Source organism: Streptomyces yerevanensis (assembly GCF_000716805.1).
Classification (GTDB): Bacteria; Actinomycetota; Actinomycetes; order Streptomycetales; family Streptomycetaceae; genus Streptomyces; species Streptomyces flaveus.
Genome location: NZ_JNWJ01000066.1, coordinates 18,827 through 37,580, shown reverse-complemented (window position 1 = coordinate 37,580; position 18,754 = coordinate 18,827). Strand labels below are relative to the sequence as shown.

Genomic DNA, 18,754 nt, shown 5'->3' with positions numbered 1-18,754 from the left:
ACGGGATCGGCGTGGGTGGACATGGCAGGTCTCTCCAGTCTGGTCAGGGAAAGGGAGGCCGTGCTGTGCTGCCCGGGAACACGAGGGGCCCCGGCGCCCTGTTTCTGATGCAGAGTCAGGAATGTGACGCGGGAACCGGGATGAAGTCAAGAGGTACGCCACCCCGAGCGGCATACGCCATGCGGAGCCCGGCGCTCCTGCCCCGCATCCGCCGGTCCCTACCCGACATCCGACCGAACCGGACCGCAACGACCCCGGCTGCCGCGTGACCGGCGGGCCGTCCTGTGCGTGTCCTCGCACAGGACGGCCCGCCGCACACAGGGGCTTATCCAGCTCAAGCGGTGGGCGGGCAACTGACGGCTCCGGACTCCTTGCGGAGCCACGCCTCTCGGCGTTACGGGCAGGTCGCGAACCGGCGGGCGACGGCCGGGACCGCGTGCTGCTCGAAAGTCACACGGCGACCCTCGTCAGCCTGAGGCGTCCCGGTTCTTCACACCCGCGCCGCGCGCAGATAGCCCGAGTTCGCCACCTGACCGAGGAACGTCAGCCGGGTGTCCGTGGCCATGTGCTTCTCGTAGGCCTCTTTGATACCGGGCCACTTGGGGTGCCCGAAGTCGTCGAGTACGACGATGCCGCCGGGCGCGACGATCTGCTCGGCCCACGCCAGATCCGCGAGGACGCCGGGGGCGGAGTGGTCGCCGTCGATGATGATCACTCCGTAGGAACGGTCGGAGACCAGGGCGCGCACCTCGAGGTCCTCGGAGAAGCCCTGCTGGATGCGGGCCGCGGCTCCGGCGGTGCCCGCCAGGGCCAGATTGGTGCGCACCGCGGCCCCGCGCACGGGGGCGCCCGTCGGGTCGTCCCGCTCGGTGGTGCCGGGCTGGAGCTGCAGGCCGGCGAGCGGGTCGACGATCGTCAGGCTCGGGTCGCGGCCCGCGCGCTCCATCATCCGGATCAGGGCCGCGCCGAACATTCCGTACAGGGTGCCGATCTCCAGGATCTCGTCGTTCGGCGGGTCGAGCAGCGGTACGGCGGAGAGCTTGCCGCAGATGTTCATGGTGCCGCCGGCGATCCGGCCGACTCCGAGCGCCTCCAGGGCGATGAGCAACCGGAACGACTGGGCGATATTGCGCTCCGCGCCGTCGCTGTCCCCGGTCATCTGCGCCAACTCGTCGATGGCGCGCTTGAGATGGACCTCGGCAGGGAGTCGCGACACACCGCGCCCTGTCCCGTTGAACAGCAGCTCGATGGGGTGCTGGCGCTGGCGCAGCGCCGTCAGCTCGCGCTGCAGTCCGCCGTCGGAGCCGTCCCCGATGGCGCGGCGTATCTGGCGCTCGATGCGCTGATCGATGAGGTCGGCGACCGGACGCAGGGTGCGCCTGGCGGTCTTGGTGGTGAATAACCCTCGCATGGCTCTGTGTCCCTCACAGGTAGAGGAGAAGTACCGCGTACATGTGGGGGGAACAGAAGGGTGTGCACGCCTTTCCCCGTACGACGGTGGAGCGGGCGGGCACGGTGGGGTGCTGCGTTCGAAGGACAGTAGAACGTAGAACATCCACAGATCAAGCACAGCAAACGACGGCGTCCGGGCCAGGAAAAGCGGGAGTGGCCTTCGGGCCACAAGGGGGTTACCGCATCAGGTCGGCAGGGTGGAATCACCGTCCGGGACGGCGTTTTTTGAGACCTACCGCCGGCTGGCCCAACGCCCGCGCGGCCACCCCCAGTACACGCGCCAGGCCGAGGATCAGGGCCAGGTCCAGGAGGAGGTAGAGCGTCTGCGACGGCGTCACCGGGAGGGATTTTCCTCGGCGTCCGACCGGTCCTCGGCGGTCGGCCGAGGACCGGGAGTCCCGCCCTCGCCGGGCAGGACGACGTCGGCGATGCCCTTGTCCAGGTCGATGCGCGTCCGCGGCGGGGTGCCGTCGCCGACCTCGTCGCGCTGCAGTACGGCGGGTTGGTGCCGCAAGGCGAAGATCTCGGCGCTGGATCGAGTGGTGGACGGCAGGCATACGACCCGTCAGGAATCGAACTCGTCGTCGCGGGTCTCCGGCAGGGCGAGCAGGCACAGGAGACTCAGCAGGCAGAGCCCGCCGGTGTAGAAGCCGAGGACGAGCGGGGAGTCCCAGTGGCTGTTCAGCCAGGTGGCGATGCTCGGGGCGAAGCCGCCACCGAGGGTGTTGGCGAGGATGAAGGTGGCGGAGGCTCCGGTGTAGCGCAGGCGGGCGGGGAAGAGTTCGGCGAGGAAGGCCGCCATGGGGGAGAACATCAGCGCCAGCAGCATGAGTCCGACGGTGTAGGCGCCGGTGATCACCAGGGCGTTGCGTGAACTCAGCGAGGCGTACATCGGCACGGCCCACACCACACTGCCGATGGCTCCGGTGAGCATCACGGGGCGGCGGCCGATCCGGTCGGCCAGTCTGGCGACCGGGAGGGTGACGGCGATTCCGGCCGCCGCGCCGATGCTCGCTGCGGTCAGCATCGTGTTCCGGGGGATGCCGAGTGACTGCGGCCCGTACGACAGGCTGTAGACGATCGTCAGGTAGTAGACGGCCGAGCCGCCGATCGCCGCGCCGGTGCCGAGCAGCAGCCGGCCGGGGTGCTGCTTGAGGAGCGTACCGAGCGGAAAACGGGACACAGGTGCGGGTGCCGTACGGCCGGCCGCCGAGCTGAACACAGGTGACTCGGAGACCGTCGACCGCACCCACAGGCCGATCACGAAGAGCACGATGCTGAGCAGGAACGGGATCCGCCAGGCGCCGTCCGCGAAGCCGTCCTGGCCCGCGATGTTGAGGGTGGGCAGGATGACAGCGGTGGACAGCAGGAAGCCGAGCGACGGGCCGACATTCGGGATGGCTGCGTACAGCGCGCGGCGCCCGGGCGGCGCGTGCTCCGCGGCGAGCAGCACCGCCCCGCCCCACTCACCGCCCATGCTCACGCCCTGCAGCAGACGGAGCGTCACCAGCAGTACAGGAGCGAGGAGTCCGGCGGACTCGTACGTCGGCAGCAGTCCGACGCCGACCGTCGCCACACCCATCAGCAACAGCGAGATGACCAGGGCCCGTCGGCGGCCCAGCCGGTCACCGATCGTCCCGAACAGTACGACGCCGAGGGGGCGGGAGAGGAAGGCCGCGGCGAACGTGAGGAACGCGGCCAGGGAGGAAGCGGTGGCATTGCCGGAGGGGAAGAAGGCGGGTCCGAGGACGAGCGCGGCGGCGGTGCCGTACACGGCGAAGTCGTAGTACTCGATCGTGGTGCCGACCAGGCTCGCGACGGCGACCCGCGACGACTGGCCCTTCGCTGCCGCCGATGGTGCCGTGGCCGGTCTGGGGCCGGCGGTCTCGGGAACGGTCTTGGAAGTCGAATCAGACATGGGGGATCACTTCCGGTAGGCCCGGAGCAGGGGAACGATCCGGGTCCAGGTGGGGGACGGCCTCGCATGTAACACGAACCGGAGTGCGCCTGTCACCCTAATCCCGGGAATTCAATTTCAACAAGGTTGCCGCCTCGTCCGATTTACCGAACAAGGTCGCCGGGATCCACGAAAGAATAAGAACTCGTTGACACGTGGCACCAACAAATAGGGCCTCGATGCGGCTGCGGGCAGGGAGAAGTCGCATCGGTGCATATGCAGCACACTGCACCCACCTTCTGGTGATTTACTGCACAAAACCCCCACAATCACCACACCTCGACGCCGTCAACCCTGTCATTCCTGTCAATTCCCTATCAATATTAATGCGAGTGACGGAATAGAAATTCATCGGTTATCGCGTCTTGCCAACCGGAGATCGCCCATGAATGCTTACGCGGGATCGAACTTGAAAGTTCTACGACCCTCGTTTTTCGGACACCTGGACCCCAAACGGGATGATGCTGTTCGACTTTCCGAAGTGTTCAATCGAAGCCGCTGCCGGACCTTTGCCATGCAGCCTTTGGGCTGGGAAGGCGCATTATCCATGCTGAAAACTGGCAAGTCATTGCGTCTACGAAGACTGTCGTTGGCGGGTGATGACCGATACCTGTTCGTCCCGCTCGACCACAGCGTGTCGGACGGCCCGCTCGTCCCCGCCGGCCAATGGGACGATCTGTTGCGGGCGCTGGTGGCCGGCGGGGCCGACGGGATCATCGTCCACAAAGGACGTGCCCGTGCCCTCGCGCCGGAGGTCCTAAGGAGCTGCGCGCTGGTGGTGCACTTGAGCGCCAGCACCGCCTGCTCCGCCGATGTCGATGCCAAGGTGCTGGTCGGCGACGTCGAGGAGGCGCTGCGGCTCGGCGCGGACGCGGTCAGCGTGCATGTGAACATCGGCTCGGACACCGAGGGCCAACAGCTCGCGGATCTGGGGGCGGTGGCCCGCTCCTGCGATGACTGGGGCATGCCGCTGATCGCGATGATCTACCCGCGGGGCCCCCGGATCGAGAACCCGCGCGATCCCGCCCTCCTCGCACATCTGGTCAATGTCGCCGCGGACCTGGGTGCCGACATGGTGAAGACCTCTGTCGCCCTGCCGCTCGAGCGGATGGCCGAGGTGGTGGCCCACAGCCCCATCCCCGTTCTGGCGGCCGGAGGGCCGCCGGACGGCTCCGACCTCATCGAGTACGGCACCGCGGTGATGGCTTCCGGCTGTCATGGGCTGGCCGTCGGGCGCCGGATCTTCTCGGCCCCCTCACCCGCCTCTCTGGTGGCCGGGCTCGCCGCGGTCGTGCACGGCCGCGGCGCGGACGGCACCACGCCGGGGGACACCGGGCAGGCGACGCGTCCAGACGGAACGACCAATGGCATGGGCATGACTCATTACTCGACGATCGGAGCAGGTGTCGTATGAGGTTCGCGTGGATCGATCTCCGTGAAGTCCCACGGCCGCAGCTCCAGGCAGTGGTGGACGCGGCCATCCACACCCGGATGGCCGGGGTCCTGGCCACCGATGCCGAGCTGCTCGGGACGCTGCCCCCGACCATCACCCGGGTGCTGGCCCCCGCGAGTCCGGCCACGGCCGCCGCGAAGAAGCCGGGCGACAAGGAGGTGCAGGGCACCGGGGGCACTAAGGACGCCAAGGGTGCCAAGGAGGCGAAGTCCGCGGTCGACGCCACTTCCTCAGCCGCCGCCACCTCCCCGGCCGGAGCCGGAATCGACGTCCTGCTGCGGCGGTTCAGCACCCAGGACGAGCTGGACGCGCTCGCCGCCGACAACCGTGCCGCCGGTGGCACGCCCGTCGTCGGCCTCATCGACGTACGGGACGACCGCACCCTGCAGCTGTCGTGCGCGGGCGCCGTGGCGCTGCCGTACACCGTCATCCACTTCGCCGACCCGACCAAGATCCCTCTGGAGATCGTGCTCGCCGCAGCGGACTCCGCCGACGGCAAGCTGGTGACCGTCGTCGACGACCTGGAGGAGGCCGGGATCGTCTTCGACGTTCTCGAGCGCGGCTCGGACGGCATCCTCTACGCGCCCCGCAGCGCCGACGAGGTGTTCGCGCTGGCACGGCTGCTGGAGGCCACCACACCCCAGCTGGAGCTGTCCACGCTGACCGTGGAGAGCATCCGGCACGTCGGGCTCGGCGACCGGGTCTGCGTGGACACCTGCTCGCACTTCGATGAGGACGAGGGCATCCTCGTCGGCTCGTACTCCTCCGGGTTCGTGCTCTGCTGCAGCGAGACCCATCCGCTGCCGTACATGCCGACCAGGCCGTTCCGGGTCAACGCCGGTGCCCTGCACTCGTACACGCTGGGGCCCGAAAACCGCACCAGCTACCTGAGCGAGGTCGGCTCCGGGATGGCCCTGCTGGCGGTCGGCGCCGACGGCCGCACCCGGCGGGTCGTGGTCGGCCGGGCCAAACTCGAATCCCGGCCGCTCCTCGAGATCCGCACCCACGCCGAGGACGGACAGCTGGTCAGCCTGACGGTGCAGGACGACTGGCACGTACGGGTGCTCGGCCCGGGAGGGAAGGTCCTCAACGTCACCGAACTGCAGACCGGCGACGAGCTGCTCGGCTATCTGGCCCAGGACAAGCGCCATGTGGGCCTGCCGATCGGCGAGTTCTGCAAGGAGGTCTGATGGGCGAGCCAGTGGACCTCGTGGATGACGCGGACGACGAGATGGGTCCTTTCGTCCAGCGGCTGTTCGACGCGCGGGACGACGGCCTGCCGTATCTGACGCATCAGCAGGAGACCGTCCCCCGGGCTGAGTTGCGGGAACGGGTCGCCAAGCAGGCCGCGGTGTTCGCCGGATACGGCATCGGTCCTGGCAGCACGGTGGGCCTGCGGACACCGCCCAGCTTCACCCAGGTCGAGGTGCTGCTCGCGCTGTGGCGGCTGGGTGCCCAGGTGCTGCTCTTCGACTTCCGGCTCAAACCGGCCGAGGTGGAGGCGCTCTGCGCGTCCTGCCGGCCGCAGTTCATGGTCAGCGCCGGTGTCAACGTCCGGGCGACGTTCGGTTTCCGGCCCGAGTACGAGGTCGTCACCGAGTACCGCGGCACCGGCCGGGCCGCCACCACCGGACACCGGCTGGTCCAGTTCAGCTCGGGCTCCACCGGGCGGCCGAAGGTGATCGGCAGGACCGCCCGCTCGCTCGCCGCCGAGGTGGAGGCGTTCGCCGCGGTCCCCGGCATGCCGGGCGAGGGCGACCGGCTGCTGCTGCTCAGTTCGACGGCGCACAGCTTCGGCCTGATCGGCGGGCTGCTGTACTCGCTGGCGGCCGGTGTCTGTGTGGTCTTCGCACCCCGGGTCTCGGCCCGCGACCTGCTGCGGACCGCAGTGGACCACCGGATCACCGCCCTCTTCGGTGTGCCGATGCACTACGAACTGCTCGCCGCCGCCGTCGATCCCCCCGCACTGCCCGACCTGCGGACCGCGGTGTCGGGCGGCGAGATGATGCCCCCGGAGAGCGCGGCACGGTTCGCCGAACGGTACGGCGTCGCGGTCGGCGAGGCGTACGGGACCACGGAGACCGGCATCGTCGCCATCGACGTCGGCGGCACGCTGCGAGGGTCGGTCGGCCGGGCCGCACCGGGTGTGGTGCTGCGGGAGCACGAGGGCGAACTGGACGTCGCCCTCGACGAGTCGCCGTATCTCTTCGACTCGGGCGGTACGCAGTACGCGGACGGCTGGCTGCACACCCGCGACCGGGCCACGGTGGACGGCACCGGAGCGGTCCGGCTGCACGGCCGCGCCGACTCCGTCGTCGTGATCGGCGGGCTCAAGGTGGACCTCACCGAGGTCGAGAACGTGATCCGCGAGCACCCGGCGGTCGAGCAGGCGGTCCTGGTCCACGAGGGCATGACCGAGGCGTATGTCGCGGTGGCCGCCGGGTACGGGCAGCTCTCCGCCGAAGAGCTGCTGCGTTGGTGCCGGGAGCGGCTGGCCGACTACAAGCTGCCGCGGGTGATCCGGCTCCTGGAGGCCTTGCCCCGCACGTCCAACGGGAAGCTGGTGCGCGACGCGGATGCGTTGCGCTCCGCTGGGTGAGCAGGGGTACTGCCGGTGGTTTGTTGTCCGCGGGTCCGTTGTGGCTGGTCGCTCCCCCACTCTCGGCTGCTCCCCCAGTGCCTTAAGGGCCTGGGGGGACCCCCAGAGCAGGGGGACCCCCATCGCGGCGGAGCCGCAAATCAATACAGCCCCGCGCCCCTTAAGGGCACGTCCCCTGGCGCCCGCATGAAGGGGCGCGCCCACGCAGCGGAGCCGCCCTACGTCGCAGCCTCACGCCCCTTCGGGGCGCTCAACTCACTCACCTGAACCGTTCAATGGAGATTCTGATCATGAGTACGTCAACCTTGGAAGACGAGATCCGCGAGTTCGTTCTGACCTCTGTCATCGACGAGATGAACATCCTGACGAGCCGCGACGGCATCACGGACGAGAGCCCGGTGACCGTCGGCGGGCTGGATGTGGACTCACTGAGCCTGATCGAGCTCACCCTGCGGCTGGAGTCGCGGTTCGGCGTGGAGATCCCGGACACCGACATCGAGCCGCTGGCCTCCCTGACCCTCGGCGGACTCGTCGCCGAGGTCGTCCGACGCGGTGCGAAGGCATGAGCGCGGGAGCCACGGCGAGCGACGCGGACTCCTCGCTGTCCGCCATCACCACCGACACCGTCCGGGAGTTGCTGTCGGACCGCAAGATCTTCCCGGGGCTGCCCGACGACCTCGGCGAGGACGCCGAACTGGTCCTGGACTCCCTCGGGTTGGTGTGGCTGCTGCATGTGGTGGAGGAGCGCTACGGCCTGGTCGTGGAGCCCACCGACGAGGACATCGCCGGGCTGACCTCGCTCCGGCGGCTCACCGGGTTTCTGCGCGCCGCCCAGACGGACCGGGCGGAGGGGGGCGGCCGCGATGAGCGGTGAGGTGACGGTGACCGGATTCGGCGTACGCACCGCGTTCGGTACGGGTGCCGAGGCCCTCCGGCGCGGGGTCTTCGCGGGAGTCCCCTCGTTCGGACCCACCACGAGGTTCGACACCGGCCCGTACCGTACGCCGATGGCGGCCGCAGCCCCGGACGGACCCGACGCGGTCGAGGACTGGGCGCTGCGGCACGCGCTCGCCCAGTGCGGCGCGGAAGCCCTCGACATGGCCGGCCTGCGCCCGGGCACGGAGGCGGCGGTACTGCTCGGCGTCGCCGGGGACCACACCAGCATCACCCGCTATTGGCGAACCGCCGCCGACTCCCCGTCCCCATCCCCAGAGCCCGTCCCGGATGGTCCAGGCGACCCGGACGGCCCGGACGGCGCAACGGGCCGGAACGCCGACGCCGTGCCCGCGCACCTCGCCGAGTTGCTGGCCGGCGGCCTCGGGCTCACCGGGCCGCGGCTCACCTTCACCAACGCCTGTGTCGCCTCCGCCGCCGCGATCATCCACGCGTGCCGGCTGATCTCCTCCGGCCGGATCGATACGGCGGTCTGCGCGGGCGGATACCTGGTGGAGGAGGAGACCTTCGGCAAGTTCGACTCCGGCCGGGCACTGTCCCGCGACGGCATGGTGCGCCCGTTCAGCGCCGACCGCAGCGGGCTGCTGCTTGGTGACGGGGTGGCGGCCGTCGTGCTGGAGTCCGCCGAGCACGCCCGGCGCCGCGGTGCCCGGCCGCTGACGGCCATCGCGGGCTGGGGTGCGGCCACGGACGCCCACCACATCGCCCAGCCGCACCCGGAGGGAGTCGGCCTGGCCCGCGCGGCACGCCAGGCGCTGCGGCTCGCCGGCGACCCGGACGGCGCGACCCTCGGCTATGTCAACGCCCACGGCACCGGCACCAAGTACAACGACGGTGCCGAGACCCGCGGGCTGCGGGCCGCCTTCCCGGAGCGGGCCGAGTCGATACCGGTCAGCTCCACCAAGAGCACCACCGGCCACCTCCTGGAGGCGGCGGGTGTCGTGGAGTTCGTGATCACGATGCTGGCCCTGATGGACGGCGTACTGCCGCCGACCGCCGGATACGGCCGGCCGGACCCCGAATGCGACCTGGACTACGTACCGAACCAGCCGCGCCAGGCCGACCCGCGCCGGGCCCTCACCATCAACGCCGCCTTCGGGGGCGCCAACACCGCACTCGTGCTGGAGCGGCCATGACGACGGAGAAGATCGAGAAGACGGTACTCCGCTCGCCCCTCGGCATCCTCGCGACCGCCACCGCGACCCACGGCACCGGGCGGTCCGAGTCCGAGGCCAACGCAGACATCCCGCTGCCGAGGCTGCCCGGCTTCGTGGAGTCGGCCTTCAGCCCGCTGGCGTACGAGGTCAGCAGGCAGTGCCTGACCGAACGGCCCGGGGACGGCGCACGTACCGCCGTGGCGCTGGCCACCCTGATGGGGGACACCACCACGGCGGACCTGGCCAGCCGGCGCATGGTCTCCGGGCGGGTCCACAACCCGCTGCTGTTCATGCAGGCCACCGCCAATGCCGTACTGGGCTATACGAGCCAGGAGTTCGGGATCACCGGGCAGACGTTCAGCCTCTCCACCCTCGACGACCCGGTGGCCGAACTGCTGGCCATGGCCGATCTGCTGCTGGAGGACCCGGAGCTGGACCGGGTCCTGGTGCTGGGCGTGGAGCTGGGCGGCGGCGAGCGTCTGGCCGCCGCATACCGGGAACTGGCCGACAGCGGCCGCCCGGTCCCGGACCTGCCCGCGATCGCCGGCCTGGCGGCGGCAGTGCTGCTGGGCCGTCCCGGAAGCGAGGCACCGGTGTCGGTCCGGTCGGCCGAGGCGTTCGACGCCGACGACACAGGGGCGGCCGGGCATCCCGGAAGCATCCAGGGCCTGTTCGACCTGGCCGCCGCCCACCGGCGACTGCTCCGGGACGGCGGCAGCCACCTCCTGGTGACCGAGCCCCGGTCGCCCGCATTCATGCTCACCGCCGGCACCGAGGCAAGGAACGAGACGGAGAACCATGCTCATCAGTAGGCAGGAGCGGGCACGGATCTGCTCCGACACCGAACTCGGCGCCGGCAACATCCTGGAGCGCCTGAAGGCGTACGGCCGCCCGCTCGACGAGCCCGTGCTGCGGACGGACGGCAGCTGGCAGGCGCCGGACGGCAGCCGTCCCGAGGTGCTGACGCTCGGGCAGCTGCACGAGGTGGTCGAGACGTACGCGGGCTGGTACGCGGCCCACGGCGTGGCACCCCGCGACCCGGTCGCCGTGCACTCCCACTCCAGTGCCGAGAACGCGGTGAACTACCTGGCCCTGACGTCTCTCGGCGCGATCCCGTCGCTCGTCAACGGCAACCTGCGCCCCGAGATCGCCCGCGAGTACGTGCGCCGTCAGGGTGCGGTGGGCGCGTTCACGGACGCCGAGCACCACTCCGTGCTGTCGGGCCCGGAGTCGGGGCTCGGCTTCTGCGTGACCGCCGACGGGATCGGGCCGGAGTTCCGCGAGCGGTTGCCGCAGTCGTACCCGTACCGGCACGACCCCACCGACCCGGTGATCATCTCGCACTCCTCCGGGACCACCGGTATGCCCAAGGGAGTGCCGCACACCCACCGGACGCTGATGTACTCGCAGGTGCACCGGCTGCGCTACTCCACCGGAGCCGACATGGCGCGCACCCTGGTGGCGCTGCCGGGCCCGCACAACGCCTCCATCGCGACTCTGCTGTACTGCCTGCTGCTGCGCGCGGACATCAAGCTGCTCTCAAGCCAGCGCGGCACCGAAGTGCTCGACGCCATCGAGGAGTTCCGGCCGAGCACGGTACTGGCCTTCGCCGGAACCTTCGGTGAGATGGCCGGGGAGGACCTGGCGGCCCGTGACCTGTCCAGCGTCGAGGTGTGGTTCAACACAGGCGACGCGGCGCACGAGGCGCACATCCGGGCCCTGGTGCGGCACGGCGGTCACGAGCAGATCAGCAGGGACGGCGGGGATCTGCGCCGCAGGCGGGTCGAGGGTTCCGTCTTCATCGACGGGCTCGGCTCCTCCGAGGTCGGCCACTCGATCTTCCACAACCGGCACACCAAGGACACCTCCGCGTACTCGCGCTGCATCGGCAAGCCGTTCAGCTTCGCCGAGGCCGCCGTGCTCGCCGAGGACGGAACCCCGCTGCCGCCCGGGGAGATCGGACGCCTCGGCCTGAAGTCGCCGACGATCACGCCCGGTTACTGGAACGACTCGCTGACCTGGAACCGGATGCGGCTGGGCGGCTACTGGCTGCCCGGGGACCTCGCCTACCAGGACGAGGAAGGCAACTTCTACCACCTGGACAGGGCTACCGACGCCATCCGGACCCGCGACGGAATCCTGTTCAGCACCCGCACCGAGGAACTGCTGCTGCGGGAGCTGCCCGAGCTGGCCGACTGCACCGTCGTCGGGGTCGCCCCGGCCGGTGTACGAGCCGACTGGGACGGCGACGGAGAAGCCGAGGCGTACGCGCTCCTCCAGCTCACGCACGACGGCGCCGACGACAACGACGACAACGAGGCGTGGACCGCGCGGGTCAACGCGGTCCTGTCAGGCGCCGGATTCCCCCCGGTGACCCGAGCCGTGCCGATGAAGCCCGACGACGTGGCCAAGGGCGCCACCGGCAAGGTTCTGAAACGCGTGATGCGCGACCGCTTCGCCGCCAAGGAGCTCGCATGAGTACGGGAACGGATGCCGGCGAAGTCAACCACCGCGCCCGGGCGTCGGAGGCGTACCGGCTGTGGTGGCAGCACGACGCCAACTGGTATCAGGGGGTGGCCGCGCGGTTCGGGCAGCAGGCCGCGAACGAGATCAACGCCGAGGCGATGCGCAAGGTCGCCCTCAAGGTCGCGCAGCAGGTCGCACGCCGGAGCGGCCCGCTCCCCGGCACCGGTGACAGCGGCAAGGACCTGGAGGAGCTGCGCCGCCGCTACGACGACTGCGGGGACCGCATGTTCCCGCCGGAACTGCGCAACGCCTCCACCGAGGTGGAGGGTGACGACCTGATCGTGCTCACGCTGCGGCGGAACTTCGCCATCACCATGGTGCGGATGTCCGGTTCGCTGGAGGGCTACCAGTGCCCGTGCACCGACATCCACGAGGGCTGGTCCGAGGGACTCGGCGTGACCCTGACGGAGAACCGGGCCGAGAGCTGTCTGCGGGACGGCGACAAGGCGTGCCGCCTGCTGATGCGGGTCGCCACTCCCGTCGCTACTCCTGTCGCTTCTGGCGGGGAGGGCTGAGCCGTGCGGGTGCTGGTCGCCGGGGCCACCGGAGTGGTCGGACATCCGCTGGTGGGCGCGCTGCGGGCGCGAGGACACCAGGTGAGCGCGCTGGTACGTGAGGAGTCCCGGGCCGGGGCCCCGGAGGCGGACGCGGTCGTGGTCGCCGACGCCCTCGACCGTCAGGCCCTGCTGGCGGCGGTGTCGGCCGCCAGGCCCGAGGTGGTCGTCCACCAGATGTCGGCGTTGCGGCTGCTGCGCGACGACCCCGCGGGGGCCTTCGCGCTGACCGCGCGGCTGCGTACCGAGGGCACCGCCAACCTGGTCGCGGCGGCCCGGGCGGCCGGTGCGCGGCGGCTGGTCGCGCAGTCCATCGCCTTCGCCGCCGCCCCGGCCGGGGATCCGGTCCTCGACGAGGACGCGCCGCTGTACGTGGACGCCCCGGACCCCGGCTGGGCCGCCACCGTACGGGCCGTCGCCGAGCTGGAGCGGCTGGTCCTGGGCGGCGGCCCGGACCTCGCGGGCGCGGTGTTGCGGTACGGCACGCTGTACGGCGCCGGGACCGCGTACGCCCGTGACGGCGGGACCGGGCAGCGGGTGCTGGCCGGGAAGCTCCCGCTGCCCGAGGGCGGCTCCGGGATCATGTCGTTCCTGCATGTGGAGGACGCCGTGGGGGCCGCGGTGGCGGCCGTGGAGTCGGATGCCACCGGGGTCTTCCACGTGACGGACGACGACCCGGCCCCGGCCGCGCAGTGGCTGCCGCACTACGCCCGCGCGCTGGGCGGCCCGCCCCCTCGCACGGTTCCGGCGGCGATGGCGCCCCGGCTGCTCGGCTGGTTCATGGCCCACCAGCTCACCGCGGCACACGGCGCGGCCAACGACCGGGCCCGTACGGCACTCGCCTGGAAGCCGCTGCGGCCGAGCTGGCGCGACGGGCTGGGCGGGGAATGACCGAGCCAGGACTGACCGGGTCGGCACAGAGCGGGCCCGGTGACGCCCTCGTCATCTGTGTGATCGGTGCCGGTCCACGAGGGCTCTCGGTCCTGGAGCGGATCTGCGCCAACGCCGACGGCACCGCCGGGACCACCCGTCCGGTCGTGGTCCACCTCGTCGACCCGTACCCGCCCGGCGCGGGCGCGGTGTGGCGTACCGACCAGCCGGACGAGCTGCTGATGAACACGGTCGCCTCCCAGGTGACCCTGTTCACCGACGACAGCGTGGACTGCGTGGGGCCGTCGGTGCCGGGGCCCAGCCTGTACGAGTGGGCGCGCATGGTCAGCCAGGGAGCGTTCGCCGAGGGCTGCCCGGACCGGGTCCTGGACGAGGCGCGGCGGCTCGGCCCGGACACCTACCCGACCCGGGCATTCCACGGCCACTACCTGAAGTGGGTGTTCCGGCACCTTCTGCGCACCGCCACTCCCCGAGTGACGGTCCACACGCACCGGGCGACCGCGGTCGCGCTGGACGACGCCCCGGACGGGCGGCAGACGGTGACACTGGAGGACGGCGGCCTGCTGTCCGGGATGGACGCGGTGGTCCTGGCGCTCGGCCACGGGGAGCTGACCCCGAGCCAGGAGGAACGGGAGCTGCGCTCCTTCGCCGACCGGTACGGCCTGGCCTATGTGGGTCCCGCCAACCCGGCCGACGCCGATCTGAGCGGCATCCTGCCGGGCACGCGGGTGGCGCTGCGCGGTCTTGGGCTGAACTTCTTCGACCAACTGGCGCTGCTCACCGAGGGCCGCGGCGGCACGTTCAAGGAGAGCCAGTCCGGACTCGTGTACCTCCCGAGCGGCAACGAGCCGATCCTGTACGCCGGTTCGCGGCGCGGTGTGCCGTACCACGCCCGGGGCGAGAACGAGAAGGGCGCACTCGGCCGCCACCACCCCCGGTTCCTCACCCCGGAGGTCATCGCCGGGCTGCGGCGGCCGGCGGACGGCGGGCAGCCCGTCACCTTTCGCAGTGACATCTGGCCGTTGATCGACCGGGAGGTCCGCACCGTCTACCACGAGGCGTGGATCCTGGCCGCCCACGGGCCCGGGGCCGCCGATGAGTTCGTACGGTCCTGTCTTGCCGGGGCCAGTCTTGCCGGGGCCGGGGAAGCGGCCCTGCTCGACCGGTACGCGGTGCCGCCCGGTGAGCGGTGGGACTGGCAGCGGATCGAGCGTCCGTACGGCGAGCGGACCTTCGCCGGCCGGGACGACTTCCGGCACTGGCTGCTGGACCACCTGCGGCGGGATGTCGCCGAGGCCCGGCTGGGCAATGTGAGCGGGCCGCTGAAGGCCGCGCTGGACGCCCTGCGGGATCTGCGCAACGAGATCCGGCTGGTGGTCGACCACGGCGGTGTCTCCGGTGAGTCGTACCGTGCCGAACTGGACGGTTGGTACACGCCGTTGAACGCGTTCACCTCGATCGGTCCGCCGGCCTTCCGGATCGAGCAGCTGATCGCGCTGATCGAGGCCGAGGTGCTGCACATGGTCGGTCCGCGGATGCGGGTGCGGCCCTCGGCACGCGAAGGCGGTTTCCTCGTGGACGCGGAGCTGGTGTCCGCGCCTGAGGTGCTGGTGAGCGCACTGGTCGAGGCGCGGTTGCCCGTTGTCGATCTGCGGCGGAGCACGAATCCGCTGCTGCGGGGGCTGCTGACGGCCGGCCAGTGCGGCCCGTACCGGCTGACCGGCTGGGAGACGGGTGGACTCGCTGTGACAGGGAGCCCGCCCCGGCTTGTGGACGCGGCGGGCCGGGCGCATCCGCGCCGGTTCGCCTTCGGGGTGCCGACGGAGGGCGTGCGCTGGGTGACGGCGGTCGGCATCAGGCCGGGCGTCGGCTCGGTGACGCTGGAGGACTCGGACGCGATCGCGCGGGCGGCTCTGCAGCTGGCGGGGAACGAAGTGGCGTTGTCCGCCAGGACTTTGACCGTACGTCAGACACCAGGCGCAGGGGGCCGAAGAGCGTGAACGGGATGTCTGTGGGCACCGACGCGGGCCTGCTCGCCCCGACCTGGGCGGGCACGCCCGTCGCGGCCGAGGTGACCGACGAGGCATGGCTGCAGGCGATGCTGGACGCCGAAGTGGCGCTGGCCCGGGCCCAGCACGCCGTCGGGCTGACGCCCGCCGCGGCGGTGGAGGCGATCGCCTCGGTGGCCCGCGCGGACCGCCTCGACCTGGTCGCCCTGGCCCATGCGGCCCGGGCCGCGGCCAACCCGGTCGTCGCGCTGGTGAGCGCCTTCACCGAAGTGGTCGCCGCCAGGGACGTGGCAGCCGCCGAGTACGTACACCGCGGGTCGACCAGCCAGGACATCCTCGACTCGGCGGCCATGCTGGTCGCCCGCAGAGTGCTCGGCCTGATCGCCGCAGACCTGGAACGCACCGGCGCCGCCCTGGCCGCGCTGGCCGACACCCACCGCCACACGGTCCTGGCCGGGCGCACCCTGGCCCAGCACGCGGTGCCCACCACCCTCGGCCTCAAGGCAGCGGGCTGGCTCCAACTCGTCGCCGACGCCCTGGCCCGGGTCCGTACGGTCGCGTCCGCGCTACCGGCCCAACTCGGCGGCGCGGCAGGCACCCTGGCCGCGTACCGCGAGTACGCGGCCTTGGACGGCGGGGTGGGTGAGGGCGGCGTGGAACTGCTCGCCCCCTTCGCCGAGGCACTGGGGCTGGCCGAGCCGGTGCTGCCGTGGCACACCGTGCGCACTCCGATCGCCGAACTGGGCGCGGTGCTCCAGCTGGTCACCGGAGCGCTCGGGAAGTTCGCGCTCGATGTGCAGACGCTGTCCCGTACCGAGATCGGCGAGGTGTCCGAGCCCGCGGCCGCGGGACGCGGGGCCTCTTCGGCGATGCCGCAGAAGCGGAACCCTGCGCTCGCCACGCTGATCGTGGCGGCGGCCCGTCAAGTGCCCGCCCATGCCCTCGTACTGGCGCAGTGCATGCTCGCCGAGGACGAGCGGCCCGCCGGGGCGTGGCATGCGGAGTGGCAGCCGTTGCGGGAGGCGCTGCGGCTGGCGGGCGGGGCCACACACACGGCCGTCGAACTCGCGGAGGGGCTGATCGTGCACCCCGAACGGATGCTCGCCAATCTCGAGCTGACCGGCGGCGCCATCGTCACCGAACGGCTGACGGTGGCGCTCGCCCCGGTGCTCGGCAAGGTACGGGCGAAGAAGCTGCTGACCGCCGCCTCGGCCGAGGCCGCCGACACCGGGCGCACGATCGGCGAGGTGCTGTCCGGCCATCCCGAGGTGACGGCCCGGTTCACCCCCGACCAGCTGTCCGAACTGCTCGACCCGGCCCGCTACACGGGCGCCGCCGACGCGCTGGTCGACCGGGCGCTGCGCGGCTACGGGCACCTCGGCGACACCACGGACGACGGAGGCATCCGATGAGCACCGTGAGCCCGACGGAAGAGAAGGCCGCGCCGTCCCGGTCGTGGCCCGTCCTGGTGGTCGTGGTCTGCGCCCAGATGCTGATCTGGCTGGACACCTCGGTCCTCAACGTCGCCGTCACCACCCTCGCCGACCCGGACGAGGGCCTGGGTGCGACCCCCGCCGAACTGGAGTGGGTGGCGAGCGCCTACACCCTGGTCTTCGCCGGCACCCTCTTCGCGGGCGGCGCGCTGGCCGACCGTTTCGGCCCCCGCACCACCCTCATCGCCGGTCTGGCACTGTTCGGCGCGGCCTCCGGCGCCGGGGCGTTCGCCTCGAGCCCGGCCTGGCTGATCGTGGCGCGGGCCTTCATGGGCGCGGGCAGTGCGCTGCTGATGCCCGCGACTCTGTCGGTCATCGTGCAGAGCACTCCGGAGGAGAAACGCACCCGGGCGATAGCGATCTGGAGCTCGTCCAGCGGTCTGGGCGTGGCCGTCGGCCCGGTCGTGGGCGGGGCGCTGCTCAGCCATTTCTGGTGGGGTTCGGTGTTCCTGGTCAACGTGCCGATCGTGGCCCTGTGTCTGGCCGGGGTGGTGGCCGTCGTACCCGAACTGAAAGGTCCCCGGCGCCGGGTGCTCGATCTGCCGGGGATGGGCCTGTCGGTGCTCGGCCTCGGCGGCGTGGTCTACGGGATCATCGAGCTCGGCAACGGACGGACCTGGTACGGCCCGCACGTCCTCCTCCCCCTCCTCCTGGGTGGCGCACTGCTCACCGCCTTCGTGGCCGGTCAGCGCAGGTCCCCGGCCCCCAGCCTGGACCTGCGGCTGTTCCGGCAGCCCGGGTTCACGGCCGGGAGTGTGGTGCTGCTGATCGCGTTCATGGCGCTGGCCGGGCATCTGTTCTACGCGGCCTTCTACCTCCAAGGGCCCCGCGGACTCTCCCCCGCCGACGCCGGAACCGTGATGATCGCCGCCGCGGTCGGCATCGTCCTGGGCAGCCAGGCCTCCCCGGCGATGAGCCGGCTGCTGTCGGCCCGGTGGACGGTCGCGGCCGGAGTCCTGGCCACGGCCGCGACGTACGTCGGTTATCTGTGGTTCGACGGACGGACCCCCGTCCTGACCGTCGCCGCGCTGCTGTGGGTGCAGGGGTTCGGGATGGGTCTGGTCGGTACGCCGGTCACGGCCGTGATGATGAGCGGGGTGCCGCCGCATCTCGCGGGCGCCGGATCGGCCGTCAACAGCGTCACACGGCAGGTGGGCGGGACGCTCGGGGTGGCGATGGCAGGCTCGGTCCTCTCCGGGGTGTACCGGGCGCGGATGGCGGACGCCGAACTGCCCGGTGACGCACAGGGGTTGACGGTGAGCGCCGAAGAGCAGGCCCGGACCTCGGCCGAGGCGGCACGCTCGCTGGCCGGCTCGCTGCGTCTGCCGGAACTGGCGGCCACGGCCGACCGTGCCTTCCTCGACGCGATGTACGCGGCCACGTTCTGGACCGCCGTACTGGCCCTCGTCGGGTTCGCCGTGTGCGTCGTCGGGTTGCGCGTGCGGGACGTCAACAGCGGGAACAGCGGGAACAGCGGGACGGGAACATCGGAAGCGGGGAAAGCACAGGAACAAGGGCGGGGGACCGGGGCGCGATGACCTACCGGGGCGCTGACACCAACCTCACAGGTGCCTTCCGGGGAGACGGCGATGCCGATGGGCGGCCACATTCTGTGAGTTCTGTGTGAGTCCTCGGCGGGGTGGACGCCGTGGCGTGGTCTTTTCCGGCGGGCGTGGCCCTCGGTTCCCATGGAGCGTTCACACTCGTGC

The 18,754-nt window shown here is 71.3% G+C and carries 17 protein-coding genes; 13 read left to right on the top strand and 4 right to left on the bottom strand.

The window, feature by feature from the left end; translation table 11 throughout:
- Window positions 1-490: 490 nt before the first annotated feature.
- From OP79_RS41125 to OP79_RS41115, 4 genes are all read right to left on the bottom strand, one after another.
- Window positions 491-1,411: a class I SAM-dependent methyltransferase gene (locus OP79_RS41125; protein ID WP_033328129.1), complete on the bottom strand. Its 921-nt coding sequence runs from the start codon at window positions 1,409-1,411 to the stop codon at window positions 491-493.
- Window positions 1,412-1,655: 244 nt separating this feature from the next.
- Window positions 1,656-1,790, bottom strand: a complete 135-nt coding sequence (locus OP79_RS58145) for a hypothetical protein (RefSeq protein ID WP_281194014.1) — start codon at window positions 1,788-1,790, stop codon at window positions 1,656-1,658.
- Complete coding sequence (locus OP79_RS41120) at window positions 1,787-1,966, bottom strand: DUF6191 domain-containing protein (protein WP_033328127.1); 180 nt, start codon at window positions 1,964-1,966, stop codon at window positions 1,787-1,789. Before OP79_RS41120 ends, OP79_RS58145 begins: the two co-directional genes overlap by 4 nt.
- Window positions 1,967-2,017: 51 nt before the next feature.
- Window positions 2,018-3,370, bottom strand: a complete 1,353-nt coding sequence (locus OP79_RS41115) for an MFS transporter (RefSeq protein WP_033328126.1) — start codon at window positions 3,368-3,370, stop codon at window positions 2,018-2,020.
- 586 nt (window positions 3,371-3,956) lie between these two features.
- Here OP79_RS41115 and OP79_RS41110 point away from each other — a divergent pair.
- The 13 genes from OP79_RS41110 to OP79_RS41050 all read left to right on the top strand — a co-directional run bounded on the left by OP79_RS41110 (window position 3,957) and on the right by OP79_RS41050 (window position 18,583).
- Entirely contained in the window at window positions 3,957-4,823 is an 867-nt protein-coding gene (locus OP79_RS41110) for a 2-amino-3,7-dideoxy-D-threo-hept-6-ulosonate synthase (RefSeq protein WP_078492339.1), read from the top strand.
- Window positions 4,820-6,052, top strand: coding sequence for a 3-dehydroquinate synthase II family protein (locus OP79_RS41105; protein WP_033328124.1), 1,233 nt, complete (start codon window positions 4,820-4,822; stop codon window positions 6,050-6,052). The genes OP79_RS41110 and OP79_RS41105 overlap by 4 nt, the downstream gene beginning before the upstream one ends.
- Window positions 6,052-7,461 carry a class I adenylate-forming enzyme family protein gene (locus tag OP79_RS41100; protein WP_033328123.1) on the top strand — a complete coding sequence of 470 codons (1,410 nt, stop codon included), beginning with the start codon at window positions 6,052-6,054 and terminating at the stop codon, window positions 7,459-7,461. Before OP79_RS41105 ends, OP79_RS41100 begins: the two co-directional genes overlap by 1 nt.
- Before the next feature lie 290 nt (window positions 7,462-7,751).
- Window positions 7,752-8,027, top strand: coding sequence for an acyl carrier protein (locus tag OP79_RS41095; RefSeq protein WP_245685624.1), 276 nt, complete (start codon window positions 7,752-7,754; stop codon window positions 8,025-8,027).
- Window positions 8,024-8,335, top strand: a complete 312-nt coding sequence (locus tag OP79_RS41090; RefSeq protein ID WP_033328120.1) for a hypothetical protein — start codon at window positions 8,024-8,026, stop codon at window positions 8,333-8,335. The genes OP79_RS41095 and OP79_RS41090 overlap by 4 nt, the downstream gene beginning before the upstream one ends.
- Entirely contained in the window at window positions 8,325-9,551 is a 1,227-nt protein-coding gene (locus tag OP79_RS41085) for a beta-ketoacyl-[acyl-carrier-protein] synthase family protein (protein WP_033328119.1), read from the top strand. The genes OP79_RS41090 and OP79_RS41085 overlap by 11 nt, the downstream gene beginning before the upstream one ends.
- Window positions 9,548-10,384: a hypothetical protein gene (locus OP79_RS41080; RefSeq protein WP_033328118.1), complete on the top strand. Its 837-nt coding sequence runs from the start codon at window positions 9,548-9,550 to the stop codon at window positions 10,382-10,384. The genes OP79_RS41085 and OP79_RS41080 overlap by 4 nt, the downstream gene beginning before the upstream one ends.
- Entirely contained in the window at window positions 10,371-12,050 is a 1,680-nt protein-coding gene (locus OP79_RS41075) for a class I adenylate-forming enzyme family protein (RefSeq protein WP_033328116.1), read from the top strand. The genes OP79_RS41080 and OP79_RS41075 overlap by 14 nt, the downstream gene beginning before the upstream one ends.
- Window positions 12,047-12,613 (top strand): hypothetical protein, encoded by a 567-nt coding sequence (locus OP79_RS41070; RefSeq protein ID WP_033328115.1) that lies wholly within the window; start codon window positions 12,047-12,049, stop codon window positions 12,611-12,613. The genes OP79_RS41075 and OP79_RS41070 overlap by 4 nt, the downstream gene beginning before the upstream one ends.
- Window positions 12,614-12,616: 3 nt before the next feature.
- Entirely contained in the window at window positions 12,617-13,543 is a 927-nt protein-coding gene (locus OP79_RS41065; RefSeq protein ID WP_033328114.1) for an NAD-dependent epimerase/dehydratase family protein, read from the top strand.
- A complete protein-coding gene (locus OP79_RS41060) occupies window positions 13,540-15,543 on the top strand; it encodes an FAD/NAD(P)-binding protein (RefSeq protein WP_078492338.1) in 2,004 nt (667 codons plus the stop codon). The genes OP79_RS41065 and OP79_RS41060 overlap by 4 nt, the downstream gene beginning before the upstream one ends.
- A gap of 5 nt (window positions 15,544-15,548) precedes the next feature.
- The gene (locus tag OP79_RS41055; protein ID WP_211270960.1) at window positions 15,549-16,964 is read left to right on the top strand and encodes a nitrosuccinate lyase; all 1,416 of its coding nucleotides are present in this window, start codon (window positions 15,549-15,551) and stop codon (window positions 16,962-16,964) included.
- Window positions 16,961-18,583 (top strand): MFS transporter, encoded by a 1,623-nt coding sequence (locus tag OP79_RS41050; RefSeq protein ID WP_078492337.1) that lies wholly within the window; start codon window positions 16,961-16,963, stop codon window positions 18,581-18,583. Before OP79_RS41055 ends, OP79_RS41050 begins: the two co-directional genes overlap by 4 nt.
- The last annotated feature ends 171 nt before the right edge of the window (window positions 18,584-18,754 follow it).

Bases quoted from the DNA above. Each gene is read 5' to 3' on its own strand.
- OP79_RS41125 (WP_033328129.1), bottom strand. From the start codon at position 1,411: ATGCGAGGGTTATTCACCACCAAGACCGCCAGGCGCACCCTGCGTCCG.
- OP79_RS41115 (WP_033328126.1), bottom strand. From the start codon at position 3,370: ATGTCTGATTCGACTTCCAAGACCGTTCCCGAGACCGCCGGCCCCAGA.
- OP79_RS41110 (WP_078492339.1), top strand. From the start codon at position 3,957: ATGCTGAAAACTGGCAAGTCATTGCGTCTACGAAGACTGTCGTTGGCG.
- OP79_RS41105 (WP_033328124.1), top strand. From the start codon at position 4,820: ATGAGGTTCGCGTGGATCGATCTCCGTGAAGTCCCACGGCCGCAGCTC.
- OP79_RS41100 (WP_033328123.1), top strand. From the start codon at position 6,052: ATGGGCGAGCCAGTGGACCTCGTGGATGACGCGGACGACGAGATGGGT.
- OP79_RS41095 (WP_245685624.1), top strand. From the start codon at position 7,752: ATGAGTACGTCAACCTTGGAAGACGAGATCCGCGAGTTCGTTCTGACC.
- OP79_RS41090 (WP_033328120.1), top strand. From the start codon at position 8,024: ATGAGCGCGGGAGCCACGGCGAGCGACGCGGACTCCTCGCTGTCCGCC.
- OP79_RS41085 (WP_033328119.1), top strand. From the start codon at position 8,325: ATGAGCGGTGAGGTGACGGTGACCGGATTCGGCGTACGCACCGCGTTC.
- OP79_RS41080 (WP_033328118.1), top strand. From the start codon at position 9,548: ATGACGACGGAGAAGATCGAGAAGACGGTACTCCGCTCGCCCCTCGGC.
- OP79_RS41075 (WP_033328116.1), top strand. From the start codon at position 10,371: ATGCTCATCAGTAGGCAGGAGCGGGCACGGATCTGCTCCGACACCGAA.
- OP79_RS41070 (WP_033328115.1), top strand. From the start codon at position 12,047: ATGAGTACGGGAACGGATGCCGGCGAAGTCAACCACCGCGCCCGGGCG.
- OP79_RS41060 (WP_078492338.1), top strand. From the start codon at position 13,540: ATGACCGAGCCAGGACTGACCGGGTCGGCACAGAGCGGGCCCGGTGAC.
- OP79_RS41055 (WP_211270960.1), top strand. From the start codon at position 15,549: ATGTCTGTGGGCACCGACGCGGGCCTGCTCGCCCCGACCTGGGCGGGC.
- OP79_RS41050 (WP_078492337.1), top strand. From the start codon at position 16,961: ATGAGCACCGTGAGCCCGACGGAAGAGAAGGCCGCGCCGTCCCGGTCG.